This is a genomic window from Pelomonas candidula, from assembly GCF_043555985.1.
Taxonomy (GTDB): Bacteria; Pseudomonadota; Gammaproteobacteria; order Burkholderiales; family Burkholderiaceae_C; genus Pelomonas; species Pelomonas candidula.
Window position 1 is genome coordinate 569,971 of record NZ_JBIGIC010000001.1, and the last position, 26,262, is coordinate 596,232.

At 69.5% G+C, this 26,262-nt stretch carries 28 protein-coding genes; 10 read left to right on the forward strand and 18 right to left on the reverse strand.

Annotation, left to right across the window (positions count from 1 at the left end):
• The first annotated feature begins 16 nt into the window (after positions 1-16).
• The 3 genes from ACG04R_RS02740 to ACG04R_RS02750 all read left to right on the forward strand — a co-directional run bounded on the left by ACG04R_RS02740 (position 17) and on the right by ACG04R_RS02750 (position 4,432).
• Positions 17-970 carry a polysaccharide deacetylase family protein gene (locus ACG04R_RS02740; RefSeq protein ID WP_394406278.1) on the forward strand — a complete coding sequence of 318 codons (954 nt, stop codon included), beginning with the start codon at positions 17-19 and terminating at the stop codon, positions 968-970.
• Positions 971-995: 25 nt separating this feature from the next.
• Positions 996-2,042: a pirin family protein gene (locus tag ACG04R_RS02745; protein WP_394406279.1), complete on the forward strand. Its 1,047-nt coding sequence runs from the start codon at positions 996-998 to the stop codon at positions 2,040-2,042.
• 146 nt (positions 2,043-2,188) lie between these two features.
• Positions 2,189-4,432: a beta-glucosidase family protein gene (locus tag ACG04R_RS02750; RefSeq protein WP_394406281.1), complete on the forward strand. Its 2,244-nt coding sequence runs from the start codon at positions 2,189-2,191 to the stop codon at positions 4,430-4,432.
• A gap of 11 nt (positions 4,433-4,443) precedes the next feature.
• On the opposite strand, the gene ACG04R_RS02755 is transcribed toward ACG04R_RS02750, so the two are convergent.
• From ACG04R_RS02755 to argC, 5 genes are all read right to left on the reverse strand, one after another.
• A complete protein-coding gene (locus tag ACG04R_RS02755) occupies positions 4,444-4,821 on the reverse strand; it encodes a VOC family protein (protein WP_394406282.1) in 378 nt (125 codons plus the stop codon).
• A gap of 47 nt (positions 4,822-4,868) precedes the next feature.
• Positions 4,869-5,558 (reverse strand): XAC2610-related protein, encoded by a 690-nt coding sequence (locus ACG04R_RS02760; protein ID WP_394406284.1) that lies wholly within the window; start codon positions 5,556-5,558, stop codon positions 4,869-4,871.
• A gap of 58 nt (positions 5,559-5,616) precedes the next feature.
• Positions 5,617-6,966 (reverse strand): esterase/lipase family protein, encoded by a 1,350-nt coding sequence (locus ACG04R_RS02765; protein WP_394406286.1) that lies wholly within the window; start codon positions 6,964-6,966, stop codon positions 5,617-5,619.
• Positions 6,963-9,425 carry a hypothetical protein gene (locus ACG04R_RS02770; protein ID WP_394406288.1) on the reverse strand — a complete coding sequence of 821 codons (2,463 nt, stop codon included), beginning with the start codon at positions 9,423-9,425 and terminating at the stop codon, positions 6,963-6,965. Before ACG04R_RS02770 ends, ACG04R_RS02765 begins: the two co-directional genes overlap by 4 nt.
• Positions 9,426-9,497: 72 nt before the next feature.
• Positions 9,498-10,445: an N-acetyl-gamma-glutamyl-phosphate reductase gene (gene argC / locus ACG04R_RS02775; RefSeq protein WP_394406290.1), complete on the reverse strand. Its 948-nt coding sequence runs from the start codon at positions 10,443-10,445 to the stop codon at positions 9,498-9,500.
• A 51-nt stretch (positions 10,446-10,496) separates the two neighbouring features.
• On the opposite strand from argC, the gene ACG04R_RS02780 reads away from it, so the two are divergent.
• The 6 genes from ACG04R_RS02780 (at position 10,497) to ACG04R_RS02805 (ending at position 17,578) form a co-directional block, all read left to right on the forward strand.
• Positions 10,497-11,036: an RBBP9/YdeN family alpha/beta hydrolase gene (locus tag ACG04R_RS02780; protein WP_394406292.1), complete on the forward strand. Its 540-nt coding sequence runs from the start codon at positions 10,497-10,499 to the stop codon at positions 11,034-11,036.
• A gap of 16 nt (positions 11,037-11,052) precedes the next feature.
• Positions 11,053-11,955, forward strand: coding sequence for a ParB/RepB/Spo0J family partition protein (locus ACG04R_RS02785; protein WP_394406293.1), 903 nt, complete (start codon positions 11,053-11,055; stop codon positions 11,953-11,955).
• Positions 11,956-12,396: 441 nt separating this feature from the next.
• Entirely contained in the window at positions 12,397-14,319 is a 1,923-nt protein-coding gene (locus ACG04R_RS02790) for a PrkA family serine protein kinase (protein ID WP_394406295.1), read from the forward strand.
• A gap of 15 nt (positions 14,320-14,334) precedes the next feature.
• A complete protein-coding gene (locus tag ACG04R_RS02795) occupies positions 14,335-15,615 on the forward strand; it encodes a YeaH/YhbH family protein (RefSeq protein ID WP_394406297.1) in 1,281 nt (426 codons plus the stop codon).
• A complete protein-coding gene (locus ACG04R_RS02800) occupies positions 15,612-17,213 on the forward strand; it encodes a SpoVR family protein (protein WP_394406298.1) in 1,602 nt (533 codons plus the stop codon). Before ACG04R_RS02795 ends, ACG04R_RS02800 begins: the two co-directional genes overlap by 4 nt.
• Positions 17,214-17,224: 11 nt before the next feature.
• Positions 17,225-17,578 (forward strand): hypothetical protein, encoded by a 354-nt coding sequence (locus tag ACG04R_RS02805; protein WP_394406300.1) that lies wholly within the window; start codon positions 17,225-17,227, stop codon positions 17,576-17,578.
• 13 nt (positions 17,579-17,591) lie between these two features.
• On the opposite strand, the gene sugE is transcribed toward ACG04R_RS02805, so the two are convergent.
• The 11 genes from sugE to ACG04R_RS02860 form a co-directional block, all read right to left on the reverse strand.
• Positions 17,592-17,906: a quaternary ammonium compound efflux SMR transporter SugE gene (gene sugE / locus ACG04R_RS02810; protein ID WP_394406301.1), complete on the reverse strand. Its 315-nt coding sequence runs from the start codon at positions 17,904-17,906 to the stop codon at positions 17,592-17,594.
• An 84-nt stretch (positions 17,907-17,990) separates the two neighbouring features.
• The gene (locus ACG04R_RS02815) at positions 17,991-18,371 is read right to left on the reverse strand and encodes a VOC family protein (protein ID WP_394406302.1); all 381 of its coding nucleotides are present in this window, start codon (positions 18,369-18,371) and stop codon (positions 17,991-17,993) included.
• Positions 18,350-18,478 (reverse strand): hypothetical protein, encoded by a 129-nt coding sequence (locus ACG04R_RS02820; protein ID WP_394406304.1) that lies wholly within the window; start codon positions 18,476-18,478, stop codon positions 18,350-18,352. Before ACG04R_RS02820 ends, ACG04R_RS02815 begins: the two co-directional genes overlap by 22 nt.
• A 50-nt stretch (positions 18,479-18,528) precedes the next feature.
• Positions 18,529-19,122, reverse strand: coding sequence for a hypothetical protein (locus ACG04R_RS02825; RefSeq protein ID WP_394406305.1), 594 nt, complete (start codon positions 19,120-19,122; stop codon positions 18,529-18,531).
• Between the two features lies 1 nt (position 19,123).
• On the reverse strand, positions 19,124-19,582 hold the full coding sequence (locus tag ACG04R_RS02830) for a GNAT family N-acetyltransferase (protein WP_394406306.1): 459 nt from the start codon (positions 19,580-19,582) through the stop codon (positions 19,124-19,126).
• 42 nt (positions 19,583-19,624) lie between these two features.
• Complete coding sequence (locus tag ACG04R_RS02835) at positions 19,625-19,903, reverse strand: hypothetical protein (RefSeq protein ID WP_394406308.1); 279 nt, start codon at positions 19,901-19,903, stop codon at positions 19,625-19,627.
• Positions 19,904-19,914: 11 nt separating this feature from the next.
• Entirely contained in the window at positions 19,915-21,228 is a 1,314-nt protein-coding gene (locus tag ACG04R_RS02840) for an ammonium transporter (protein WP_394406310.1), read from the reverse strand.
• Positions 21,229-21,319: 91 nt separating this feature from the next.
• Positions 21,320-21,667 carry a hypothetical protein gene (locus ACG04R_RS02845; RefSeq protein WP_394406311.1) on the reverse strand — a complete coding sequence of 116 codons (348 nt, stop codon included), beginning with the start codon at positions 21,665-21,667 and terminating at the stop codon, positions 21,320-21,322.
• A 65-nt stretch (positions 21,668-21,732) separates the two neighbouring features.
• On the reverse strand, positions 21,733-22,437 hold the full coding sequence (locus ACG04R_RS02850) for an ArsR/SmtB family transcription factor (RefSeq protein WP_394406313.1): 705 nt from the start codon (positions 22,435-22,437) through the stop codon (positions 21,733-21,735).
• A complete protein-coding gene (locus tag ACG04R_RS02855) occupies positions 22,434-22,757 on the reverse strand; it encodes an antibiotic biosynthesis monooxygenase family protein (protein ID WP_394406315.1) in 324 nt (107 codons plus the stop codon). Before ACG04R_RS02855 ends, ACG04R_RS02850 begins: the two co-directional genes overlap by 4 nt.
• Positions 22,754-23,062, reverse strand: coding sequence for an NIPSNAP family protein (locus ACG04R_RS02860; RefSeq protein WP_394406317.1), 309 nt, complete (start codon positions 23,060-23,062; stop codon positions 22,754-22,756). The genes ACG04R_RS02855 and ACG04R_RS02860 overlap by 4 nt, the downstream gene beginning before the upstream one ends.
• A gap of 149 nt (positions 23,063-23,211) precedes the next feature.
• On the opposite strand from ACG04R_RS02860, the gene ACG04R_RS02865 reads away from it, so the two are divergent.
• A complete protein-coding gene (locus ACG04R_RS02865; RefSeq protein ID WP_394406319.1) occupies positions 23,212-24,354 on the forward strand; it encodes a GGDEF domain-containing protein in 1,143 nt (380 codons plus the stop codon).
• 33 nt (positions 24,355-24,387) lie between these two features.
• On the opposite strand, the gene ACG04R_RS02870 is transcribed toward ACG04R_RS02865, so the two are convergent.
• Positions 24,388-25,284, reverse strand: coding sequence for an AraC family transcriptional regulator (locus ACG04R_RS02870; protein ID WP_394406321.1), 897 nt, complete (start codon positions 25,282-25,284; stop codon positions 24,388-24,390).
• Positions 25,281-26,135 carry a class A beta-lactamase gene (gene bla / locus ACG04R_RS02875; protein ID WP_394406323.1) on the reverse strand — a complete coding sequence of 285 codons (855 nt, stop codon included), beginning with the start codon at positions 26,133-26,135 and terminating at the stop codon, positions 25,281-25,283. The genes ACG04R_RS02870 and bla overlap by 4 nt, the downstream gene beginning before the upstream one ends.
• Between the last annotated feature and the right edge of the window lie 127 nt (positions 26,136-26,262).

The following is a 26,262-nucleotide window of genomic DNA, read 5'->3' on the forward strand; positions in this document are numbered from 1 at the left end:
GCCCTAAAGTGAGCCCATGCCCCGTGTCTCGTACTTCCTCTCGCTGCTCTCGCTGGCCTTTGCCTGCAGCGCCTTCGCCGCAGGAGGCGGCAAGCGGATCGCCATCACCATCGACGACGTCCCCGCGGCATCTGCCACGGCCATCACCCCCGACGAAACCACACGGCTCAACCAGGCGCTGCTGGCCGCCCTGAAGCGCCACGGCGCCAAGGCGGTGGGCTTTGTCAACGAAGACCGCCTGCTGGTTCCCGGCCACGTCGACGAAGGCATCGCCATCCTCGACGCCTGGCTGACGGCCGGCATGGAACTGGGCAATCACAACTTCGGCCATCTGGGTCTCTGGCAGTCGTCCCTGGAAGATGTCGAAGCGGCCGTGCTGAAGGGCGAGGTGCTCACCCGCCGGGCCGCCGAGGCCCATCACGCACCGCTGCGCTACTACCGGCACCCCTACACGCAGACGGGCCGGACCGAGGCGGAGCGGGAGGCCTTCGAGACCTTTCTCGCCACACACGGCTACACCGTGGCGCCGATGACGGTGGAGCACGACGACTACGTTTTCGCCTGCGTCTACGACCACCTGGTCGCCCAGCGCGACGACCCGGGTCGCCAGGCCGTGGCCGATGACTACGACGCCCACCTGCGCGCGTCCGTGCAGGTGTTTGAAACCATGTCGCAGGAACTGCTCGGCCGGCAGGTCCCGCAGATCCTGCTGATCCACGCGAGCCGACTCAACGCCGACACCCTCGACCGCACGCTGACGACGCTCACCGAACTGGGCTACAGCTTCGTTCCCCTGGACGAGGCCTTGCGTGACGAGGCCTACCGCCTGCCGGCGCGCGCCAGCGGCCGGTTCGGGCCGTCCTGGCTCGCGCGCTGGGCCCGCGCCCAGGGCGTCAAGCTCAGCGTCTACGGCCAGCCCGACCCCCAGGGTCGCACGGCGCAATGGCACACCCAGCTTTGCTCGCACTGATGCGGGCGTTCAGACCAGCCTCCCCATGACCACGCCCACCATCCTCTCGGTCGCCCCGCTGTCCATGCCCTGGGCCACGCTCGACCCCTTCCTCTTCTGCGTCCACCACGACGACGCCTACCCGCCCGGCAACGGCCATCACGGGCCCGACCCCGCGCTGCTGGCCGGCCGCCAGATCGGCTCGGACTTCTCCGGCCAGGCCGGCTGGAGCATGTACCACGGCGAGCAGGTGCCCGGCTTCCCCGCCCACCCGCATCGCGGCTTCGAGACCGTGACCATCGTGCGCCAGGGTCGCGTCGACCACTCGGACTCGCTCGGCGCCGGCGCGCGCTTCGGCGGCGGCGACGTGCAGTGGCTGACGGCCGGCAAGGGCATCGTGCACGCCGAGATGTTCCCGCTGCTGCACGAGGACCAGCCTAACCCGCTGGAGCTGTTCCAGATCTGGCTCAACCTGCCGGCCGACAGCAAGATGGTGGCGCCGCACTTCACGATGTTCTGGGCCCAGGACATCCCCCGCCACCGCTTCAGCGACGACGCCGGCCGCGAGACCGAGGTCGTCTGCATCGCCGGCGCCCTGCCCGCGCCCGACGGCGCGCTGCAGCCGCTGGCCCCGCCGCCCGACTCCTGGGCCTCGCACGAGCAGGCCGACGTCGCCATCTGGACGCTGCGCCTGGCGCCCGGCGCGCACTGGACGCTGCCCGCCGCCCTCGGCGACGGCACGCGCCGCAAGCTCTACTTCTTCGCCGGCCGCACGCTCACCATCGACGGCCAGTCGGTGCCGGTGCGCTCGGGCATCGAGGTGAAGGCGGGTGTCGCCGTCACGCTCGTCAACGGCGACGAACCCGCCGAGCTGCTGATGCTGCAGGGCCGCCCCATCGGCGAGCCGGTGGCGCAGTACGGCCCCTTCGTCATGAACACCGAGCAGGAACTGCGGCAAGCCTTCGAGGACTACCGCCGCACCCAGTTCGGCGGCTGGCCCTGGCCCGACGCGGCCCCGGTGCATGGCGACGACCCCACCCGCTTCGCGCGGCATGCGGACGGGCGCGTGGAGCGGCAAGGCCCGGCGGCTTGAGGCCGAAGCGCCTCACCCCCGGGCAAACGCGCAGTTCCGGCGGCCCCGATTGACGCGCCGCTGTACCGCCAGCCGGGTAGAGTCCGCCGGCCCTCTTTGAAAGCGCTTCCAAGCACGGCGGGGAAGCGCCGCATGCCATGAAATCGATGAATGCATCCCTGGTGGCCACGGCTGTGGCGCTCATGCTCTGCGCGGCCCCGGCGGGCCATGCTGCCACCGGCGCTGCGGCGCCGCCGACGACCGCTCAGCCCTGGGCCGACCAAACACGGACCTCCGCGCAACGCACCGAGCTGCTGCTCAAGGCGATGACGCTGGACGAGAAGCTGCTGCTGGTGTTCGGCTATGCGTCGGGCGACCAGCTGGCGCAGATCGACAGCAGCGTGATCCCCGGCGTCAACGTGAAGGAAGTCGTTGCAGCGGCCATCCCCGGCTCGGCCGGCTACGTGCCCGGCATCCCCCGCCTGGGCATCCCGGCCCAGCACGAGGCCGACGCCTCCATCGGCGTGCGCAACCCCAATATGCCGCGCACGTCCCTGCCCTCGTCGCTGGCCACGGCCGCGAGCTGGGACCCGCGCGTGTCCGAGGCGGGCGGCAGGATGATCGGCCAGGAGGCGCGGCTGTCGGGCTTCAACGTGCTGCTGGCCGGCGGCATCAACCTCACGCGCGAACCGCAGAACGGCCGCAACTTCGAATACACCGGCGAAGACCCGCTGCTTGCCGCCGAGATGAGCGCCGGGCTGATCCGTGGCGTGCAGTCCAACCACATCGTCTCGACGATCAAGCACTACCTGATCAACTCGCAGGAGACCGGCCGCCACATCGTCAGCGCGCAGGTCTCCGAGCCCGCGCTGCGCCAGAGCGACGCGCTGGCGTTCGAGCTGGCCATCGAGAAGTCCAGCCCCGGCTCGGTGATGTGCTCGTACAACCGCATCAACGACGTCTACGCCTGCGAGAACGACTGGCTGCAGAACCGGCTGCTCAAGGGCGACTGGGGCTACAAGGGCTACGTCATGTCCGACTGGGGCGCCGTGCACTCCACGGTGCGCGCCGCCACGGCCGGGCTGGACCAGCAGTCCGGCTTCCCGTTCGACAAGGTGCCCTACTTCGCCAGGCCGCTGAAGGATGCCGTCGAGGACGGCTCGGTGCCGCTGGCCCGCGTCGACGACATGGTGCGCCGCATCCTGTGGGCGCTGTTCGACAAGGGCGTCATGGATCACCCGGCCCAGGCCGGCCCCATCGACTTCGCCGCCAACGCGCAGGTCTCGCTGTCGGCGGCCGAGCAGTCGCTGGTGCTGCTGAAGAACGAGGCCGGCATGCTGCCGCTGACGACGCCGAAGCGCGTGGCCCTCATCGGCTCGTACGCCGACAAGGCCGTGCTGGCCGGCGGCGGCTCCGCCTCCGTCACGCCGATCGGCGGCAACGCGGTGCCCGGCCTCGGCCCGGGCGGCTGGCTGACCCAGGTGTGGCAACCCTCGTCGCCGATGAAGGCCCTGCAGAAGCTGCTGCCGGACACGCAGTTCACGTTCGACGCCGGCACCGATGCCACCACCGCGGCCCAGGCCGCGGCCGCGGCGGACGTCGCCATCGTCTTCGTGCACCAGTGGACCGCCGAGTCGCTGGACGCCTCGCTGAGCCTGGAGGGCACCCAGGACGCCGTCGTCGCCTCGGTCGCCAAGGCCAACCCGAATGCGGTCGTCGTCGTCGAGAGCGGCGGCGCCGTCCTCATGCCCTGGCAGAAGGACGTGAAGGCCATCCTCGCGGCCTTCTACCCCGGCGAGGCCGGCGGAGAAGCCATCGCACGCATCCTCACCGGCGCGGTGAATCCGTCCGGCCGGCTGCCCATCACCTTCCCCGCCGGCACCGATCAACTGGTGCGTTCGCAGATCGGCGGCAAGTCGGAAGGCCCGCCGTTCACCGTGCGCTACACCGAGGGTGCGGCCGTGGGCTACAAGTGGTTCGACCTGCACGGCCACAAGCCGCTGTACGCCTTCGGCCACGGCCTGTCGTACACGCGCTTCGAGCTGGGCGGCCTCCAGGCCCGGCAGGCCGGCGCGCGGGTGACCGTCAGCTTCTCGACCCGCAACGCCGGCAGCCGCGACGGCTCCTCCGTGGGCCAGGTCTACGTCCGCGCGCCGCAGAGCGCCCGCTGGGAAGCACCGCGGCGCCTGGCCGGCTTCGACAAGCTGAGCCTGAAGCCGGGCCAGGCCGGCACCAGCGCCGTCACGATCGACCCCCGCCTGCTGGCCACCTTCGACGCGGCGAGCGGCGAATGGGTGATCGCGCCGGGAACTTACGAAGTGCAGCTCGGCGCCGGCTCCGACGACATCCGCGCGACGACCCCGCTGACCCTGAAGGGCAGCCGGTTCAAGTCAGCACAGTTGCGGCGCTAGGCCGCGCCGGATCAGGCACCGGGTGCATGGCACACCGCCTCGATGTTGTGCCCGTCCGGATCGGTGACGAACGCCGCGTAGTAGTTCGCGTGGTAATTCGGGCGCAGCCCCGGCGGCCCGTTGTCCGCGCCACCCGCGGCCAGCGCCGCACGGTGGAACGCATCGACCTGCTCGCGCGTCTGCGCCACGAAGGCCAGGTGCAGGTGCGCCGGCTTCTCGTCCGTCTGGAACAGGCACAGCGTCGACACGTGGCCATCAACGAACAGCTCGATGCCGTATGCAGGCGAGCCCTCGGCGCCGGCCTTCACGCCCAGCGGCGCCAGGGCCTGCAGGTAGAACGCCCTGCTAGCGCTGTAGTCGCTGACGCCGAACTTGACGTGGTCGAACATGAACCCTCCTACATCGTCGACGGTTGCGCCGGCCGCCGCCTGCCTGTCTAGCGGGTGAGCTGCTTTCGGCAGCCAACGTCGGGCACAACGCTGCAACTCTCGACCGACCTCCACTGATTCGACTGGGTGTCGAAACAAGACCGGGTGGCTACATACGCACCCGGGCCGCCCCTGAACTCGGTCACAACGCAACCTTTCGTTCGGGCCAGGGCCGGCGCCGACGTTCCTGCAAACGAAGGGTCGCGCCGGAAGCTCTTGGCCTCGGGGTCGTAAACGTAGAGGTCGAACTCGACATAGGGGCCGCCACCAGCGATGTCGGTGCTGACGATGAGATCGAGGTAGCCGTCACCCGTGGCGTCGAGCAGACTGGCGCTGAACATCTCAGTACTGAGAGGCGACTGCACCACCAGCTTCTGAAGCACTTCGCCGGAACCGTACCTGATGTCGAGCAGATAGCTCTGATCCGGGTACCTTGTGTCATCGAGCGGGCAGCTGATCAGGACGACTTCGGTCATGTCAGCAGGCTGTCTGACGCGCTGCATGTGCCGCGTGGCCTCCTCGCTCTCGGTGAAGCTGCAATCCGGCAGCGGTCGCGGTGGCTGAGCCGGCCCATGCGCCTTCTTGATGGGCCGGGCGACCTTGAGCGCGCCTTCCGCTTGCGCACCCGTCGTCATCACGGGAATCATTGACGCCAGCAGCAAGACGGCTGCACTGGAAATGCCTCTGAAGGTCAGCATGATGGAATAGGCTCTGGCTCGATTCTGCTTGGCCCCACAGTTGCAAGCGGCACCGCGCTCACCGCAGCCGCCCGTCCAGCCAGCTCAGCACCCGCAGGTCCTGGAAGTAGTTGGTGTGATGCGTCTCGGCGCTCACGCCCAGGTCTTCCCATTGCGGCGCGGCCAGCGTCAGGTCACCCAGCCGGTTCATCGCCGCGCTGTCGACGACGAGGTCGTTGGGTTGGTCGAAGATCAGGTCGGCGCCGTAGTACATCGCCTGGCCCTTCAGGTTCGTCACGCGCTTCCAGAACTTCCACAGCGGCTCGTTGACCTCGCTCGGCATGAAGCTGCCGCCGATGGCGCGCACCTCGACACCGACGGGCAGCGGGTAGAGCTGGGCCAGCTCGAGGTTGTTGTTGACGCGCCCCTGCGCCAGCAGCCCGGGCACCAGGCCCACGGCAGCGTCGGCCAGCGGCGTGCGGGCGCCCAGCTGCAGCACCTTGCCCAGCACACAGGCCAGGCCGGCCACGCCCAGCGCCAGCGGCTGCAGGCCCGGCGGCGCGGCCTTGCCGGCCTTGAGCGCGGTCTCGGCCATCGCGTCGGCAAAGCTGGCCAGCGTGTCCAGCGCCTGGCGCAGCTTGTCCGGCGCGGCCAGCGACGTGCCCGCGAGCGGCGAGCCGACGAACAAGGCCTGGCGCGCCCGCAGCCCCGGCGCCAGGCGCAGCAGCCACGAGATGACGAGGCCGCCGCGGCTGTGGCCGACGAAGTCGAACTCGGCCGGGCAGGCACCCAGCGCGTCGCGCAACGCCAGCGCGTTGAGCCACGGCGCAACGGACAGCGTCGGGTGGTCAAAGGCCAGCACGGCGGCGTAGCTGCCGCTGGCGTCGGCCAGGCGCTGCAGCAGCGTCTGGCCATCCACCGTCGCAGTGAACTCCTTCGCGTACATCGCGCTGGCGCTGAAGGTGCCGTGCACCAGCACCAGCACACGGCCGGTCAGCGCCGCCAGCTCGCCGGCGGCCAGCGGCGCCCAGCCCTGGCCGTTCCAGCGGCGCAGCCCCTGGCCGGGCGTGGCGAGTGCGGCTAGCACCGGGTTGAGTCGGCGGTCCAGCCCCTGCAGCGCCTCGGTCAGCCGGTTGGCGCCCTGCTCGGGGAAGGCGATGCGCTGCACCGTCTCGCGCGGCTCGGTCCCGAAGGCCCGCCAGGCGCGCCGGCCCGGCATGGCGAGCGCGCGGGCGGGCGGCTCGTAGACCCAGCGCAGCAGGCCCTCGTCGCGCACCAGCCGCACGGCGGCGCGGCCATCGGCGGCCTGAGCGTCGAAGCCGCGGCGGCGGCGTTGCTGGATGGGCGCGCGCACCGCGTCGCCGGCGGGCGCAGCCACGTCGAGCTGCCCGGCCGCGTCGGCCCACAAGGTCTGGCTGGCGGCGGTCACGATGCGTCCCTCATGTCCATCAGCAGCGGCAACGGCGTGATCTGCCGCTGCCGCGCGGTGATGATGTCGAGCATGGAGTCGTAGTCCGCGCGGTCGCAGAGCGCGTCGACGCCGGCCTCGATGGCCTCGATGAAGCCGCAGTGCTCGGTCAGCCGCACGGTCTCGATGGGCACCAGCTTGCGCTGGCGGATGAGGTCGCGCACCTCGTCCCAGCTGGCGCGGCCGGCGTGCCAGGGCACCACCTGCGCGTTGGCAGCCGAGCTGCTGGTCTCGTTCGCCTGCACGGCGCCGCTGTAGTTGCCGGTCATCTGCATGTACTCGTCGCGGAACGACCCGTGCCGCCACCAGCCCGGCAGCGCATGGCCTTCGAGCAGGAAGACGACGGGGTAGATGTCCACCAGCTCCAGGCAGGCCGCGAACAGCAGCGCCAGGTCGATGCAGGTGCCGGCGCGCTCGGCCAGCACGGTCGACGGGGTGCGCAGCCGCTGCGAGTCCAGCTGCTTGCTGTAGCTGGGCGGCGGGTTGATGTAGGCGAGCTGCCAGTCGTGCAGCAGCGTGGCCCAGATGGCCTCGACCTGGCGGTCCACGCCGCGCAGCAGTTCCTCGTCGATGCGGCCATCGGCGGGCACGGCGCCGTCAGGCACGCACTGGTAGCCCTCGAAGCCGGCCGTGGGGTCGTCGCGCAGCACGCGGTTGTAGCGCTGCGACTGCGACACCGCACGCACCACGGCCGGGTCGCGCGGCAGCACGAAGGACGGCAGCCACTGGCCGTCGCGGCGGTTGTCGCGCCACTGGTCCACCGGCAGCAGGCGCAGCCGGTGGCTGTCGTGGTACAGCACCTTGTCGCCCTGGCGCACGCGCACCTGCAGACTGGTGTTGATGGCCTCGTGCACGCCGCGCGCGACGTCGGCCGTCAGCGGCACGTGGATGTCGCGCTTGAGGTTGTGGCGCACGTGCTGCAGCACGAAGCGGCTGGCGTAGCGCGCCTCCTCGCTGCCCATGTGCACGGTCACCTCGATGTCCAGCGGCTCGGCGCGCGCGGGCTGGTCGCACAGCAGCACGAAGTCCTCGAACAGCGGCTCGGCGTTGTGCAGCACGGCGTAGTTCAGCTGATCGAAGGGCTTGATGACGCAGCGCACCTCAGCCGTGGCCGGCGGCCCGGCGGCGGCCGCTGCGGCGCTGGCGCGCGCCTGGTGGGCGCGGTGCGTGGCCGCGTCCACAAAGACCGGCCCGTCAAGCCACAACGTCACGCCCGTCGCGTCCACCGACTCGGGCAGCACCCTCACCTCGCCCCACGCGGCGGCGAAGGCCGCGGGCAGGTCGAAGCCGCCGGCGAAGAGGTGGCGCCACAGCCTCGTCAACGCATACTCGGCCAGCGAGTCGTCGAAGGCGTCCTGGAAGCCCAGCGCCGCGCGCGTGGCGCCCTCGGCGACCAGCATGGGCGCGAGGCGGGCGGCGCTGTTCCAGACGTTCAGCGTCGTCAGGTAGGCCGGCCTGCCCACGCTCGCCAGCCGCAGCGCCAGCGTCTGCGCCGGCACCAGCTGCGGCATGCCGTTGCTGCCGCGAAGCAGCAGGCCGTCCACCATGCGCTGCCGGTCGGCGATGACCTCGGCCGCGCGGCAGATCTCGCCCAGGCCGACCATGCGCTGCGAGGCCGCATCCCAGCCCACCGGCTCGACCCACGCCGCATCGCCCTTGGCCTCGACCAGCTCACGCAGGCCCTGGTGGCTGTCCATCCCCGCAAAGTGCAGCAGGTGCGGCGGCCGGGCCTGGAGCTCGGCGGTCAGCTCGTCCAGGCTCGGGTAGTTCAGCACGCGCGGGGCCGGCACCCCGGGCGGCAGCGCCGCGGCCAGGTTCTTCAGCTCGGCGTCCACCGTCCAGCGCTCACCCAGCTCGGTGGGCAACGCGTTGACGAACAGCACGCGGAAGTCCTTCCACGCCGGGAAGACGACCGCCTCGCGCGGCACCGGCCGCCACTGGCCTTCCACCTCGTGCTGCACCTGCAGTTCGCGGATGACGGTCAGCGGCTTGCGCCCGTCGGCGCGGCGCTGCTCGCGCGTGGCGGCGGCCAGCACGTACTCCCAGGGGAAGACGCGCCCCTCCCAGCAGAGCGCCTCGTGCCGGTAGGGCACACGCACCACCAGCGTGTCAGCGCCACCCAGCGCCTGCAGATCGGCCGCGCTGAGGCCCAGCAGCTTCAGCGTCTCGGCCGCGTCGAGCTGGTGCTGCTCGCGCACCTGGGCGTCTCGCAGCCAGCGCTGGCGCGAGCGCAGCACATAGGTCCAGCGCAGCGCCTGCTGGGCCATGCTCTGGCGCGAGCGCTCGTCCACGCTGGCAAGTGCCAGGCCCTGCGCATCACCGGAGCTGGCGATGTGCACGGCTTCGAGCAGCCGCTCATGCCCGGGACTGCGCTCGGGCGGGGGCTGGCGGGTCTTCTTCGCTCTGCCGGAGGTGCTCACGGTCGGGCCTCTTCATCAAGACGGCCCGCAGTATCGCGACGCCGCGCTCCCGCGCAACGCCACGTTTCGGCTTCAGACCAGGCCCAGACTTTCTTCCAGGCCCAGGTGCACGTTCATGCTCTGCACGGCCGCACCGCTGGCGCCCTTGCCGAGGTTGTCCAGCCGCGCGATGACCAGCGCCTGCGTGTCGCTCGCGAACACGAAGATGTCCACGCGGTTGGTGTCGTTGCAGGCCTGCACGTCGAAGAAGCCGGTCTCCAGCGTGGCCGCGTCGCGCAGCGGCTTCACGCTGATGAAGCGCTCGCCCTCGTAGTGCGCGGCGAGCGCCGCCTGGATCTGCTCGGGCGTCGTACCGGCCTTGAGCTGGCTCAGGTGCAGCGGCACGCTGACGGCCAGGCCCTTGTAGAAGCTGCTGACGATGGGCATGAACACCGGCGGCGAGGCCAGCCCGGTGTGGGCCATCATCTCGGGCAGGTGCTTGTGCTTCAGGCCCAGCGCGTAAGGGCGCGGCGCCTTCAGGTGCTCGGGCAGCGGCTGCTGCTCGTACTCGGCGATCATGGACTTGCCGCCGCCCGAGTAGCCGGTGATGGACGTGGCGCTGACCGCCGCATCCTTCGGCAGCAGGCCGGCATCCACCAGCGGCCGCACCGCCAGGATGAAGGCGCTGGCATGGCAGCCCGGGTTGGCGATGCGCTTGGCCGCCCGGATGGCGCCGCGCTGGCCCTTGGCCAGCTCCGGCAGGCCGAACGCCCAGCCCGGCGCCGTGCGGTGAGCCGTGCTGGCGTCGATGAGGCAGGTGCGGTCGTTGTTGACCATGAACGCGGCCTCGCGCGACGCCGCGTCGGGCAGGCACAGGAAGGCCACGTCGGCGGCGTTCAGCAGGCGCGAGCGCTCGGCCGGGTCCTTGCGCTTGTCGGCGTCGATCTTGAGGACCTCGATGTCGGTGCGGGCCGCGAGGTACTCGTGAATCCGCAAGCCGGTCGTGCCCTCCTGGCCATCCACAAACACCTTGAACGTCATCGCCACTGCTCCAACCACTGAAAATCGAACTGTGCAGGATAAGGGCAAACCATGAAATCTGAGCGTGTACTGCTTCTCCCCGGCTGGCAAAACTCCGGCCCCGCCCACTGGCAGACCCGCTGGGAGACGCTGTATGGCGACCAGCGCGTCGAGCAGCACGACTGGGACTGGCCGCGCCGCGGCGACTGGATGGCGCGGCTGGACGAGGTGCTGCTGGCGGGCGACGCGCCGGCGCTGCTGGTGGCGCATTCGCTGGGCTGCCAGCTCGTGGCGAGCTGGGCCGAGCATTCGCAGCACACGGCCCGCGTGAAGGGTGCCCTGCTGGTCGCCCCGCCCGACACCGAGCGCGAGGACATGCCGCCACAGCTGCACAACTGGCGGCCCATCCGCCGCCCGCGCCTGCCCTTCCCCAGCATCACTGTCATCAGCAGCGACGACCCCTTCGGCGCCGCCGAGCGCAGCACGCAGATGGCGGCGGACTGGGGCGCCAGCGTCGTCATCGCCGGGCCGCGGGGGCACCTGAACGCCGATTCCGGCCTGGGCGACTGGCCCGAGGGGCGGGCGCTGCTGGAAAGCCTGGCCAGGGCCTGAAGGACAATCCGCCCCCATGGCAACGAAGAAACCCAAAGGCCTCGGCCTCGGTCTGGAAGCCCTGCTGGGCCCCAAGGTGAGCGACACCCCCGCCCCCGAGCGCGACGGCACGCCGTCGACGCTGAAGCTGGAGCAGCTGCAGGCCGGCAAGTACCAGCCACGCACGCGCATGGACGAGGGCTCGCTGTACGAGCTGGCCGAGAGCATCAAGAGCCAGGGGATCATGCAGCCCATCCTGGTCAGGCCGATCACGCCGGCCGGTGGCGTCAGCTACGAAATCATTGCCGGCGAACGCCGCTTCCGCGCCGCCAAGCTGGCCGGCCTGCGCGAGGTGCCGGTGCTGGTGAAGGCGGTGCCCGACGAATCGGCCGCCGCGATGGCGCTGATCGAGAACATCCAGCGCGAAGACCTCAACCCGCTGGAAGAGGCGCAAGGCCTCAAACGGCTGACCGACGAGTTCGGTTTGACGCACGAACAAGCCGCGCAGGCCGTGGGCCGTTCGCGCAGTGCCGCATCGAATCTGCTGCGCTTGTTGAACCTTTCCGCGCCGGTGCAGAACATGCTGATGGCCGGCGACCTGGACATGGGCCACGCCCGCGCGCTGCTGCCGTTGGACGGCGCCACGCAGATCACGACGGCCAGCGAGATCGCGGCCAGGAAGCTCAGCGTGCGCGAGGCCGAGAAACTCGTCGCCAAGACGCAGGGCGCCGCGCGCCAGGCGCCGCTGCTGCGCGTGAAGGCCGACAAGAGCCGCGATGTGCTGCGGCTGGAAGAGGAACTGGCCGATGCGCTGGGCGCCACCGTCGAGGTGCGCGTGAAGAAGGCCACCAAGCGCGGCGGCCAGAGCGGCGAGCTGGCCATCCACTTCGACTCGCTGGACGCGCTGTCCGGCATCCTCGACAAGCTGCGCGGCAGCTGAGCCGCCACCTCGCCGCCGCGCAACGCGGCGGTGTCCGACATCGTGACGGGGCCAGCCATCCAACACTAGGATCGACGTAACGGCGATGCCTCGCGCCGTCACGGAAGAGTGTGGCTTTCTCAACAGTTCTTCACCCCTGTCTGCACAGCGCCACAAGGCCCCCGGGTTCGTGTGGTTTGCCCGAAAAGTGCCAGGTCTTGCCTGAAAGCCGGGCGTATGCTGGACCGATCCTGTCAACCAAACATCGACATCGATTGTTGGAGGGCAGACGACGGCTTATTCTTGAGATTGACGAGGTGACGGCGAGCGGAAGCTGCTGATCAACCGAGTGGAGAGTTCTGATGACGCCTTGCAGTTGAGGCGCGATCAGAACCCCCCAGCCGACCATGGGCACGTATCGTGCTCACGGCCCTGTGGAGTTCAAACCGCAGGAGGTGGGGCATGGACGTCATCAGCCATTTCGCAGCGCGCTACGAGCGCACGAAGGTCGAGGAACTCTCGCTGGAGGAGTACCTCGCAGAATGCAAGAAGAACCCGTTGGTCTACGCCACGGCCGCCGAGCGCATGCTCCAGGCCATCGGCGAGCCACAGATGCTCGACACGCGCAACGACCCGCGGCTGTCGAGGCTGTTCGCGAACAAGACCATCAAGATCTATCCGGCCTTCGCCGAGTTCTACGGGCTCGAGGAAGCGATCGAGCAGGTGGTGTCCTATTTCAGGCACGCCGCGCAGGGGCTGGAGGAAAAGAAGCAGATCCTCTACCTGCTGGGCCCGGTGGGCGGCGGCAAGAGTTCCATCGCCGAGCGGCTCAAGCAGCTGATGGAGCAGGTGCCGTTCTACGCGCTGGCCGGCTCGCCGGTGAACGAGAGCCCGCTGGGCCTGTTCGACCCCGTCGAGGACGCGGCGCTGCTGGAGCGCGACTACGGCATCCCGCGCCGCTACCTGAACCGCATCCTGTCGCCCTGGGCCGTCAAACGTCTGGACGAGTTCGGCGGCGACATCCGCAAGTTCAAGGTCGTCAAGCGTTACCCCAGCGTGCTCAAGCAGCTGGGCGTGGCCAAGACCGAGCCGGGTGACGAGAACAACCAGGACATCAGCTCGCTGGTCGGCAAGGTCGATATCCGCAAGCTCGAGACCTACGCGCAGGACGACCCCGATGCCTACAGCTATTCCGGCGGCCTGTGCCTGGCCAACCAGGGCCTGCTGGAGTTCGTGGAAATGTTCAAGGCGCCGATCAAGGTGCTGCACCCGCTGCTGACCGCCACGCAGGAAGGCAACTACAAGGGCACCGAGGGCTTCGGCGCCATCCCCTTCGACGGCATCGTGCTGGCGCACAGCAACGAGAGCGAGTGGAAGACCTTCCGCAACAACAAGAACAACGAGGCCTTCCTTGACCGCGTCTACATCGTCAAGGTGCCGTACTGCCTGCGCGTCAGCGAGGAAGTCAAGATCTACGAGAAGCTCATCCGCGGCTCGTCCCTCGCCGAGGCCAAGTGCGCTCCCGGCACGCTGAAGATGATGAGCCAGTTCGCCGTGCTGACGCGGCTGAAGGAGCCGGAGAACTCGTCGCTGTATTCCAAGATGCAGATCTACGACGGCGAGAACCTCAAGGACACCGACCCGCGCGCCAAGAGCTATCAGGAGTATCGCGACTACGCCGGCGTCGACGAGGGCATGAGCGGCATCTCCACGCGCTTCGCCTACAAGATCCTGTCCAAGGTCTTCAACTTCGACTCGGCGGAAGTCGCCGCGAATCCGGTGCACCTGATGTACGTGCTGGAGCAGCAGATCGAGCGCGAGCAGTTCCCCAAGGAGCAGGAAGAGAAGTACGTCGGCTTCATCAAGGAGCAGCTGTCGCCGCGCTACGCCGAGTTCATTGGCAAGGAGATCCAGACCGCCTACCTGGAGAGCTACAGCGAGTACGGCCAGAACATCTTCGACCGCTACGTGACCTACGCCGACTACTGGATCCAGGACCAGGAGTACCGCGACACCGACACGGGCGAGGTCTTCGACCGCGCGGCGCTGAACGCCGAGCTCGAGAAGATCGAGAAGCCGGCCGGCATCTCCAACCCCAAGGACTTCCGCAACGAGATCGTCAACTTCGTGCTGCGGGCGCGCGCCAACAACGCGGGCAAGAACCCGCTGTGGACCAGCTACGAGAAGCTGCGCACCGTCATCGAGAAGAAGATGTTCTCCAACACCGAGGAGCTGCTGCCCGTCATCAGCTTCAACGCCAAGGCCAGCGCCGAGGACGCCAAGAAGCACGAGAACTTCGTGCAGCGCATGGTGGACAAGGGCTACACGGCCAAGCAGGTGCGGCTGTTGTGCGAGTGGTATCTGCGCGTGAGGAAGAGCAGCTAAGAAAGCAGGCGCTCGATGTCGCTTCAGCAAATCATCGATAGACGGCTGTCGGGCAAGAACAAGTCCATCGGCAACCGCGAGCGCTTTTTGCGCCGCCACAAGGACCAGATCCGCGAGGCGGTGAAGCGCGCGGTGGACGGCCGCGGCATCCGGGACATGGAGCGCGGCGAGGACGTGAAGATCCCGAAGAAGGACTTGAACGAGCCCGTCTTCGGCCACGGCGACGGTGGCGTGCGTGAGGTCGTGCGGCCCGGCAACACCGAGTACGTGAAGGGCGACCGCGTCGCCAAGCCCAAGGGTGGGCAGGGTGGCGGCGGGGGCGGCGGCGAGGCCAGCGACCAGGGCGAGGGGGACGACGACTTCGTCTTCCACCTCAGCAAGGAAGAGTTCATGCAGGTCTTCTTCGACGACCTGGCCCTGCCCAACCTCGCCCGCACGACGCTGGCCGATACGCCCGAGTGGCGATCACAGCGCGCCGGTTTCGTGTCCGACGGCACGCCCACCAACCTGCACGTCGTGCGCTCGATGCGCGGCGCCCTGGGCCGGCGCATTGCGCTGGGCATGGACAAGCGCCGCGAGCTGCACGAGCTCGAAGCCCGCGAGCAGGAGCTGCTGAAGGAAGACCGCCCGGAGACACCGCGCCTGCTGGCCGAGACGCGCGAGCGCATCCAGCACCTGCGCGAACGCCTCAACGCGATCCCCTTCCTCGACCCCATCGACCTGCGCTTCCGCGCCCGCACGCGCATCCCGGTACCGACCACGCGCGCCGTCATGTTCTGCCTGATGGACGTGTCAGGCTCCATGGACGAAGGCCGCAAGGACCTCGCCAAGCGCTTCTTCATCCTGCTCTACCTGTTCCTCACGCGGCACTACGAGAAGATCGACGTCGTCTTCATCCGCCATCACACCCAGGCGCAGGAGGTCGACGAACAGAACTTCTTCCACGCCACCGAGACCGGCGGCACCGTCGTGTCGTCGGCCCTCGTGCTGATGGAGCAGATCATCAAGGAGCGCTACTCGCCGACCGAGTGGAACATCTACGGCGCCCAGGCCAGCGACGGCGACAACTGGCACCACGACAGTGGCCGCTGCCGCGAGCTGCTGGCCGACAAGATCCTGCCGCTGTGCCGCTACTTCGCCTACGTTCAGGTCGCCGAACCCGAACAGAACCTCTGGGAGGAATACCAGAAGCTGCAGGAAGACGTCGGCCACTTCGCGATGCGCAAGGCCGTCGAGGCATCGCAGATCTACCCCGTCTTCCGCGAGCTGTTCAAGAAGGAAGGGGCCACAGCATGAGCACCCGAGAGGATCGACGCCACCCTGAACGGCATGCCACGCCGCCCAACGGCATGCCTGACCGCCGCCAGCGCCAGCCGCTGCAGCGCATGAAGCCGCTGCTGCAACGGCCCGGCCAACCGCTGCCCTCGCCCAACGACTGGACCTTCCAGCTCATCGAGGACTACCACGCCGTCATCAAGGAGACCGCCGAGCGCTTCGGCCTGGATACCTACGCCAACCAGCTGGAGGTCATCACCGCCGAGCAGATGATGGACGCCTACGCCTCCGTCGGCATGCCGGTGAACTACCGGCACTGGAGCTACGGCAAGGAGTTCATCGCCACCGAACGCAGCTACAAGCGCGGTCAGATGGGCCTGGCCTACGAGATCGTCATCAACTCCGACCCCTGCATCGCCTACCTGATGGAGGAGAACACGCTGGCCATGCAGGCCCTCGTGATCGCTCACGCCTGCTACGGCCACAACAGCTTCTTCAAGGGCAACTACCTGTTCCGCATGTGGACGGATGCGTCGTCCATCATCGACTACCTCGTCTACGCGAAGAACTACGTCGCCGACTGCGAGGAGCGCCACGGCCTGGACGCCGTCGAGACGCTGCTGGACAGCTGCCATGCGCTGATGAACCACGGCGTGGACCGCTACCGCCGGCCGGCCAAGCTCTCGCTCGCCGAGGAGCGCGCGCGGCTGAAGGACCGCGAGCACCACGCGCAGATGCAGATCAACGACCTCTGGCGCACGCTGCCCAAGAAGGCCGACCGCCCGGACGAGGCCGCCGAGAGCCGCCGCTTCCCCGAGGAGCCGCAGGAGAACCTGCTGTACTTCATCGAGAAGAACGCGCCACTGCTGGAACCCTGGCAGCGCGAGATCGTCCGCATCGTCCGCAAGATCGCGCAGTACTTCTACCCGCAGCGCCAGACGCAGGTCATGAACGAGGGCTGGGCCACCTTCTGGCATCACCGGCTGCTCAACCAGATGTACGACGACGGCTACCTGTCGGACGGCATGATGATCGAGTGGCTCAAGTCCCACACCAACGTCGTCTACCAGCACCCGGGCGCCAACCTCAACCCCTACGCGCTGGGCTTCGCGATGTACACGGACATCAAGCGCATCTGCGAGAACCCGACCGCCGAAGACCGCGACTGGTTCCCGGACATCGCCGGCAGCGACTGGCTGCCCACGCTGGACCACGCGATGCGCAACTTCAAGGACGAGAGCTTCATCGGCCAGTACCTGAGCCCGAAGATCATGCGCGACTTCCGCCTCTTCGCCATCCTCGACGACGAGGCCAAGAGCGAGTACGAGATCTCCGCCATCCACGACGAAGGCGGCTACCGCCACCTGCGCCAAGCCTTGTCGCGCCAGTACGACCTGTCCACGCGCGAGCCCAACATCCAGGTCTGGAACGTCAACCTGCGCGGCGACCGGTCGCTGACGCTGCGCCACCAGCAGCACCTGAACCGCCCGCTGCACGACAGCGCGCAGGAAGTGCTGCGCCACGTCGGCCGGCTGTGGGGCTTCGCAGTGAACCTGGAAAGCGTCAACGGCCGCGGCGACGTGACTCGGCGCTGGAGCGTGCCGGCGCAGGTGGGCTGATACTGGCCGGCATGCTCCGGCCCCTGCTGCTCTCCACCCTCGTCGCCACCGCCATCACCGCGGCCCTACCTGTCCACGCCGCCGGCCTGACCGAACGCCAGGCCTGCCTCAAGCTCATCGCCACCGCACACGCCGTGAAGCTGGCCGGGCCGAACCGGCGCGGCGACTACCGCTGCCGCCGCGATGCAAACGTGGAGAACGACTTCGTCTTCACGCTGCGCTTCGACGGCCCGAAGGAGCCGGCCGACGCCAGCCACCTGCTGGGCCGTTACGCCGTCGACAAGGTCACACGAGAGGCCTACGAGTGGGACGCCACGCTGCAAAAGCGCGGCGCTCCATTCGTGCCGCCGCCTCGCAAGCGCTGAGCCTGCGTCGCCCTCAGGACGCCAGCTTCAGCCCCACGATGCCGGCCACGATCAGCCCCAGGCTGACCAGCCGGCCCACGCTGGCCAGCTCGCCGAACAACACGATGCCCAGCGCCGCCGTGCCCACCGCGCCCACGCCCACCCACACCGCGTAGGCCGTGCCCACGGGCAGCGACTTCATCGCCACGCCCAGCAGCCCGACGCTCAGCACCATGGCCGTCACCGTACCCACCGTGGGCCACGGCCGCGTGAAGCCCTCGGTGTACTTCAGGCCGATGGCCCAGCCCACCTCCAGCAAGCCAGCGACGACGAGCAACAGCCAAGCCATGGTCAATGATCCGTTGATGAAGAAAAGCCTGGCATTCTGCCGACCCGGCCTTGCCGCCACGGCCCATGAGGCCATGCGCAACGGCTAGCCGCCGTAGGTGCGGATCTCGATCAGATGCCGGTTCGGGTCGTTGAAATACAGCGTCGGCGCCGGCCCGCGCGCGCCGACCTCGCTGCCCGGGCCGGTATTCGTGCCCACCGCATCGAAGGTCGGGCCGTAGCCCAGGCCCGCGGCACGGATGCGCGCAAAGATCGCGTCGAACTCGGCGGGCGACACCGCGAAGGCGTAGTGCTCGAAGCCCGGCGTGCCCCAGGGCGCAAGCTGCAGCTGGCAGTCCGGTCCGGCCCTCACCACCGTGAACGGGCCGTCGCGGCCGGCGTCGGTGAAGCCCAGCACCTCCGTGTAGAAGCGCAGGCTGGCCTCGAGGTCGTTGACCTTGAGGATCAGGTGGTCGAGCGTGGCCATGTCATCTCCCTGATGGCGGCAAGGCGCCTGGCCGGCAGGATGACCGAGGCGGGCAGCGGCAGCAATCCCTTCGTCAGCCAGGCCGGCTTGCCGGGGTAGGAAGCCATGCACTGCGCGTTGTGGCCGAAGTCGGCGAGACGGCTGCGAACGACCCACGCTAGCGCCGTGATGAAGGCCGCAGGCTGCCCAGCAAGGTGGTGTAGGCCGGGTGGTACTTGCGGTACTGCTCCTGCGGGGCCTCGATGCTGATGGCCACGTAGCCCCCGGAGGGCAGCAGGACATGCACCGACTCGCGGACGACGGCAGCCCCCGCCGTGACCGACGTGGCAATGAATCGATAGCTCGCCAACGCGCGCAACCGACGTGGCTCGAACCGCTGGAGCGCCAACTCCGAAGCCTCGGTGCGGGCCTCGAAGCCGTGCAGGTCCTTGTAGGCCGCCGTCGCCAGGGTCGCCTCGAAAACCTCGGGCGCCGCATCGATGGAGATCGAGCCGCCGCCGGGCAAGGGCAGGCTGCGTCCATGGTCGCCCATGCAGATACAGCCGTCGGGCGTCTGCGGCACGCATCTCGCGGAATTCCACCAGCCCTCCAGGCCCTTGGGAATCACGACGGTGAAGCCGTAGGAGTAGTTCCGATACCGCCCGGTGGTGGGACGCTCATCGGCGCAACCCACGTCCGCCGCCAGCGCCGTGGTCGAGGCGCAGAGCGCGGCAACGAGCGGCAACAGCCGCTTCGACAGGCGCATGGCCACCTCAGGCCTCCACGCGCTTGGCGTAGGCGTAGTAGACCTCGTCGCGCTGCCAGCCCAGCGACTCGTACACCGACTGCGCCGTCTTGTTGGTGCGGGCCGTCGTCAGCTCCAGCCGCGTACGGCCGGTGTTGCGCGCATGGCGCTCGGCGGCCTGCAGCAGGGCGCGGCCGGCGCCCACCCGCCGGGCCTCGGGCGCGACGAACAGGTCCGACAGCGAGTAGATGGGCTTGGCGTCGATGGAGCAGAAGATGGGGTAGAGCTGGCAGAAGCCGATGGCCTGCTGGGCCTCGTCCAGCGCCAGCAGGATGACGGATTCATCGCGCTGCAGGCGGTCACGGATGAAGTGCCGGGCCGCCGCGATGTCGGGCGCCTGCTCGTAGAACTGGCGGTAGGCATCGAAGAGCGGGGCAACGATCTCAAGGTCGGCCAGCGTGGCGATGCGGGTGCGAAGCGTGTTCATGGCGCGCGTTGTACACGGAGCGACCCACTCGCCGCTGACGCCTCAGCGCAGGCCGCCGACGTAGCGTGTCGCCACCGGCACCGCGCTGGCGCTCTTGGGCGACGGCGCGGGGGGTGGCTTGGGGAACAGCATGGCGCGCAGCCGCGCGCCCCAGTCGGCCACCTCCGGGTGCTCGGCCTGCTGGCAGGCCAGGCGGATGATTTCCTGCGCGTAGTCCGCATTGCGCACCAGCCACTCCACGTCCGTCACACGGCCCATCTTGCGCCGCATCAGCACGTGCAGGTGGGCCGCCACGGCCATCTTCTCGCTGTCGCTGTGCATCGTCGCCACCCTCACGCCACCTGCTCGCCATGCTGGCTGAGGTCCAGCCCCTGCTGCTCGCGCGCGGCATCCACGCGCAGCCCGCCCAGCATCAGGTAGACCAGCAGCAGGATGCCCGCCGTCATGCCCGCGCTGAAGGCCAGCGTGGCCACCACCGCCAGCGCCTGCGTGCCCAGCGACCCCGCCACGCCGCCGACACGCGGGTCGGCCAGCACACCGGTCAGCAGCGCGCCGACGATTCCACCCACGCCATGCACGCCGAACACGTCCAGCGAGTCGTCGGCGCGCAGCCAGCGCTTCAACCCGGTGGCGCCCCAGAAGCAGGCCGCACCGGCCACGAGGCCGATGAACGCCGCCGACCCCGGCGTGACGAAACCGCAGGCCGGCGTGATGGCCACCAGCCCCGCCACAGCACCGCTGCACAGGCCCAGCAGCGTCGGCGTGCGCCGCGTCACCCACTCAGTCGCCATCCAGGACATGGCCGCCGCGGCCGCGCCCAGCTGGGTGTTCAGCATCGCGATGCCGGCACGGCCGTCCGCCGCGCCGGCCGAGCCGCCGTTGAAGCCCATCCAGCCCACCCACAGCAGGCCGGCGCCGGTCATCGTGTAGGCCAGGTTGGCCGGCGTCAGCGGCGCGCGGCCGAAGCCCTGGCGCGGGCCCAGCATCCACGCAGCCACGAGGCCCGCAACGCCTGCATTGATATGCACGACGGTGCCGCCGGCGAAGTCCAGCGCACCCAACTGGGACAGCCAGCCCTGCGGCGCCCAGACCCAGTGCGCCACCGGCACGTAGACGCACAGCGACCACAGCCCGAGAAAGGCCAGCAGTGCCGCAAAGCGCATGCGCTCGGCCACCGCGCCGATGATCAGGCAGGGCGTGATGACGGCGAAGCTCAGCTGGAACAGCACGAACGCGGCCGCCGGCACGCTGGGCATCAGCGCATGCACGGCTACCGTGCCGGCCGCCTTGTCGTGCAGCACATTACCCAGCCCGGCGCTGCCCAGGCCGCCGATCCAGCGCTCCCACCCGGGCGCGCCGGGCTCGAACGCCAGGCTGTAGCCGCAGACGGCCCACAGCAGCGACACCAGCGCCGCGCAGGCCAGCGTTTGCGCCATGACGGCCAGGATGTTCTTCTTGCGCACCATGCCGGCGTAGAACAGCGCAAGACCTGGCAACGTCATCAGCAGCACCAGCGCCGTGGCGCTGAGCATCCAGGCGGTGTCGCCGGCGCTGATCTGGGTGACGGGAACCTGCTCGGTGGCCAGCGCGGGTGCGGCAAGCAGGCTAGCAAGCGGCGTGGCAAAGAGGCGGGGATGAATGGGCATGCGGAGGTGGCAAGTCGTTCCGCCGCACTGATAGCAATCTCTGCGCCAAGGGTGAATGCGGCGTTGCGCCGCACGCTGCTCAGCCCATCGATCAGCGCGGAGAAGAAGCCGCCAGTCGCAGGCGAGCCTTCAACTCGAAAGCCTTGCCGATGAGCTTGGTCTGCACTTCGTCGGAGGCCTTGTACAGAAAGATCACCTCGCCGTCCTCCGACACAGTGTTGGCGTCGGGATCGGGCTTGTCGAGGAACACGATCTCCAAGGTGTCCGGGTTGCCATCCGACTTGAACTTCGCGACCGGCCCGTCGATACCCATCCTGGCGTTGACCTGGGTCTCGGCCATCAGCTTCTGCCGCAGCTTGGCCAGCTCCTGAGGCGCTGGCTCCTGCGCCATCACGCCCAACGCATGAAAGGCCAGCGCAAAGGCGAGCAATCGGCGCATGTCGTCTCCCTGACGAAATTGTGTCCTCGCACTATGCAGAGGGACCGGTCATCAGTGATCACGCATCAACCCTCGGATTCCTCTCGTAACACGCTGCACGCCAGCACCTTCTTTCCCGGTGGCGTCACCCGCAGTTCGCGCGAATCGGGAGCTCGCCGCAGCCACCCCTTCGCCACCATCGCCTCCAACCACACCACCGCCAACGGCCCCGCAAAATGGTCGCGGCGTTCGGACCAGTCCACGCAGTCGTAAAGCACGCGGCCCGACGCGGAGAAGCCCTCGGGCATCAGTTCGGCCAACGCCACGCGGCCTTCGGCGCTGAGGTCGTAACGGCCCTCGGCAGATGCCGTCACCCAGCCCCTCGTCAGCAGCGTCTCGCGCCACCGCACGCCCAGTTCGCCGGCCAGGTGGCCGTAGCAGCTGCGCGCATGCCGCAGACCGCGCATCTCGGGCTTCTGCCAGCGTTTCAGGTCGGCGGCCGGGCCGGCATCGCGGCCATCGGCCACACGCAGCAGCGCTTCCAGCGCGTGCGCCACGTCGCCATCGGCCAGGCCGAAGTAGCGGTGCCGGCCCTGCGGCCTCACGCGCGCCAGGCCTTCGTCGACGAGCAGCTTGAGGTGGGCCGACATCGTCGCGGCCGTCACGCCCGCGTGCGCGGCCAGCTCGCCCGCGGTGTGCAGCCGGCCGTCAAGCAGCCGAGCGAGCACACGCGCCCGTGTCGGATCGGCGATCGCCGCGGCAACGCGGGCCAGTCGCGGCTCTGCGCTCATGCCGGCACCTGGGCCCGGTCGTTCAGGCCGTAGTCGCGCACGACATGGGCCACGCGCAGCCGGTAGTCGGCGAACAGCCCGCCGCGCCCGGCCGCCTGCGCCTCGCGGTGAAGGGCCATCTCACGCCAGCCCCGCACGGCGTCCTCGTCGCGCCAGAAGGACAGCGAAAGCAGCTTGTCCGGGTCGTGAAGGCTCTGGAAGCGCTCGACGGAAATGAAGCCGTCCATCTGCACCAGCAGCGGTTTCAGCGCGGCGGCGTGGTCGAGGTAGGCGGCGCGGCCTTCAGCGGTCGGCTGCACTTCGAAGATGACGGCGATCATGGCTGCACATCCTCACAGAAAGTGCGCTGCTCGCGGCGGATGAAGCGCTGCTGTTGTGCGAACTCGAAGTTGGCGCGCGCCTCGGGGTCGGCCTTGAGCTGCGTGCGGTAGGCCTCATAGGCCGCGAGCGAGTCGAAGCCGACCAGCCCCCAGGCCTCGTCGTTGGTGCCTTCCCACGGCAGCCAGTAGCCCAGCAGCCGGCCGCCCAGGCGCGGAATGATGCGGCCCCAGCTCTCGGCATAGCGGCGGAAGGCCTCGCGCTGAAAAGGATCGATCTCGTAGCAGATGAAGCAGGTGATGGGCATGGCGGGCTCGTGTTCAACAAGGAGGGCGCCAGTCTGTGCCGCAGCGCCCCCGCGATGCTTCGCCGTGCAACGAACTGTGTGCCCTCTCCCCCGGGCGGCGCGGCGGCGGCTATCCTCGTCGGCGCCCGCCTTCACCCACCGCCTCCACCGTGCCGGACACCCCGCCCCGCTCCTCGCCCGCCGCCACCGGCTGGCTGGACTGGCTGCTGGGTCCCGAAGGCCACGGCCGCGGCGCCGTGAAGCTGACGCTGCTGGCGCTTGCGGTCTACGGCCTGTTCGCGGTCAACGTGGCCGTGCAGGTCAGGCTGGGCCTGATGGACGCCAGCCCCGGCGCCTGGGTCAGCGGCATCAGCCTGGCCGGCATCGCGGCCTTCTACCTGCTGCTTCGCAGCGGCCTGAGCCGCCACCTGGCGAGCGACCCGACCTTGACGCTACCGCAGTCGGTCTTCGGCGTGCTGATCACGGCCTGGGGCTATGCCATCGACCCGCCGCTGCGCGGCGCCATCATCGCCATCATGCTGCTCAACCTCGTGTGGGGCATGTTCGTGCTGACGCAGCGCCAGGCCTTCGGGCTCTACCTGTTCGGGCTGTTCGCGCTGGGCGGCGCGATGGCGTTCGGCGCCACCACGGACCCGGTCCGCTTCCCGCCGGCCGTGGAGGCGCTGCACTTCAGCTTCGCGGCCATCCTGATGACGGCGGTATCGGTGCTGTCGGTCAACATGGCGCGGCTGCGCGCCAAGCTGGGCCGACGCACGGCCGAGCTGCACGCGGCGCTGGAGCGCATCCAGTACCTGGCCCACCATGACGAGCTCACCAGCATCAGCAACCGCCGCCACCTCAGCGAGCGCCTCGCCGCCGAGCAGCTGAACCAGCGCCACAGCGGCCAGACCATGAGCCTGGTGCTGATCGACATCGACCACTTCAAGCTCGTGAACGACCGCCACGGCCACGCGGCGGGCGACGCCGTGCTGCGTCATTTCGCGGCGACGCTGCAGGCCACGCTGCGCAGCACCGACTTCGCCGGCCGCTGGGGCGGCGAGGAGTTCCTCGTCGTCACGCCGCAAGCCAGCGCCGACACGGCCGCCGCGCTGGTGGAGCGGCTGCGCGAGGCACTGGCGGCGACGTCGTTCGACACCGCCGTGCCGGGCCTGCGCATCACCTTCTCGGCCGGCGTGGCCGAATGCGCGCCGGGTGAGGACCTGCACCTGGCCATCGACCGCGCCGACCGCGCGCTCTACCAGGCCAAGCAGACGGGACGTGACCGCACGGTCAGCGAGTTCGCACCGCTGTGAGCCCCTCGCTCAGTCTCGGCCCGCAAGACCGGGTCACAGCGGAGCGACAGGAATGCACAGCTCGCAGTCGAACACACCCGTCTGGTAGTCGAACCTCGACGCCGGCCGGTAGTGCTCGAAGCAGGGCCGCGCGTCCAGCTGCAGGCCGCTGCTGGGCAGCCAGCGGCCCATCATGGCCTGCCAGGCCGCGCCGATGTCGGCGGCCGTGCCTTCGAAATCCAGCGCGGCATAGCGGCCGCCCGGCAGTTCGGTGACGAGGGCACCGCCGTTGGGCACCCAATCGTCGGGCACCGCCACGCCGCAGTCGTAGCGGCATTGCTCGGGCGGCACGAGGCTGGGGTCGTCGTGGCCGATACCGAAGCGCGCCACGGGGCCGAGGTTCTGCGTGGCGAGCCAGGGGTTGAAGGTCTCGGCCCAGAAGCGGCCCAGCGCCGGGCCGTAGGCGCCCTGGTAGCGCAGATAGCCCATGCGGACGGGCGGTCGGTCGATGAGGCGGACGTTCACGGGATCTCCTTCGTCAGGGTTGCGGGAGAAGCCATGCTCGTCGTTGCTCCACGCGCCACCCTGATCCGGATTGCTGTCGGCCTGATCGAGCTTGCGCCACTGCGTCGGCGGCAGGCCGAAGCGCGCCTTGAACGCCCGCGTGAACGCCTCCGCCGAGCCATAGCCCACACCCAGCGCGATGCTCAACACCGTCGAATCCGGCTGGCCACGTAGCCGCTGGGCGGCCTTCTCCAGCCGGCGGCGCGCCAGGTAGTCGCCCAACGTCTGCCCCGTCCAGGCGAGGAACAGGCGGTGGAAGTGATAGGGCGAGAAATGCGCGACGGCGGCCACCGCCTCCAGGTCCAGCGGCTGGTCCAGGTGCAGGTCGATGTAGGCCTGCACGCGGTGCATGCGGACCTCGTACTGCCGGCGGCTGGCGTTGCTCATGACCAGGCCTTCACGAGCCAGCGCATCGCGCCCGCGTGCACGGCCGAGAGCGCGTCGGTCGATGCGCCCGAACCGGACTGCAGCGCGACGACCACCCACGGCGCGCGCCCGCCCGGCGGGAAGACCAACGCCACATCGTTGATGGCGCCGCGGCTTCCGGTGCCGGTCTTGTCGATGACGCGCCAGCCGGCGTCCGGCACGCCCGCGCGCAGCCGCTGCAAACCCGTCCGCGAGGCCTGCAGGTCGGCCCACAGCCGCGCCTGGCTGGCACGCGTGAGGCCCGGGCCGAGCAGCAGATGCTGAAGCGTCTTCGCAAAGGCGCGCGGCGTGCTCGTGTCGCGCTCGTCGCCGGGCGCGTTCTCGTTGAGCTCGGTCTCCCAGCGGTCCAGCCGCGTGACGGCGTCGCCCTGCTCGCGCAGCCAGGCGGTCAGGCCCGCCGGCGAACCGCAGCAATGGCGCAGCAGCACGTTGGCGCAGGGGTTGTCGCTCTCGACGACGATGCCCTGCACCAGCGCCGCCAGCGTGGCCCGGCCGCGCGGCAGCAGGCGGTCGAAGGCCGGCGCGTGCGGGACCCGGTCGCCGGCGCTCAGCGCCACCTCGTCCTCCCAGCGCCAGCGCCCGCCGTCCACGCCATGAGCCACGCGAGCGGCCAGCAGGATCTTGAACGTCGATGCGGTCGCGAAACGCTCGTCCGCGCGGTGGCCCAGCGTGCGGCCGCCGGCGGTGTCGATGGCGAAGAAGCCCAGCCGCCCCTGCGCTTCGCGCTCCAGCGCGGCGAGGTCGGGAAGCGGGGCCGCGTGGGCGGCCAGCGGCACGAGGGCCAGGCCGGCGAGCAGGGGGCGACGTTGCATGCGGCGCAGTTTGCCTCCCGCCGGGGCCCCTGGCCCGATCCCGGTGCGGTGCGCACCAAGCTCGCCCGTCTGGAAACTGACTACTCCGTCAGACTTGCGCAACAGCCCCCAACGTGACGGGTTTCAC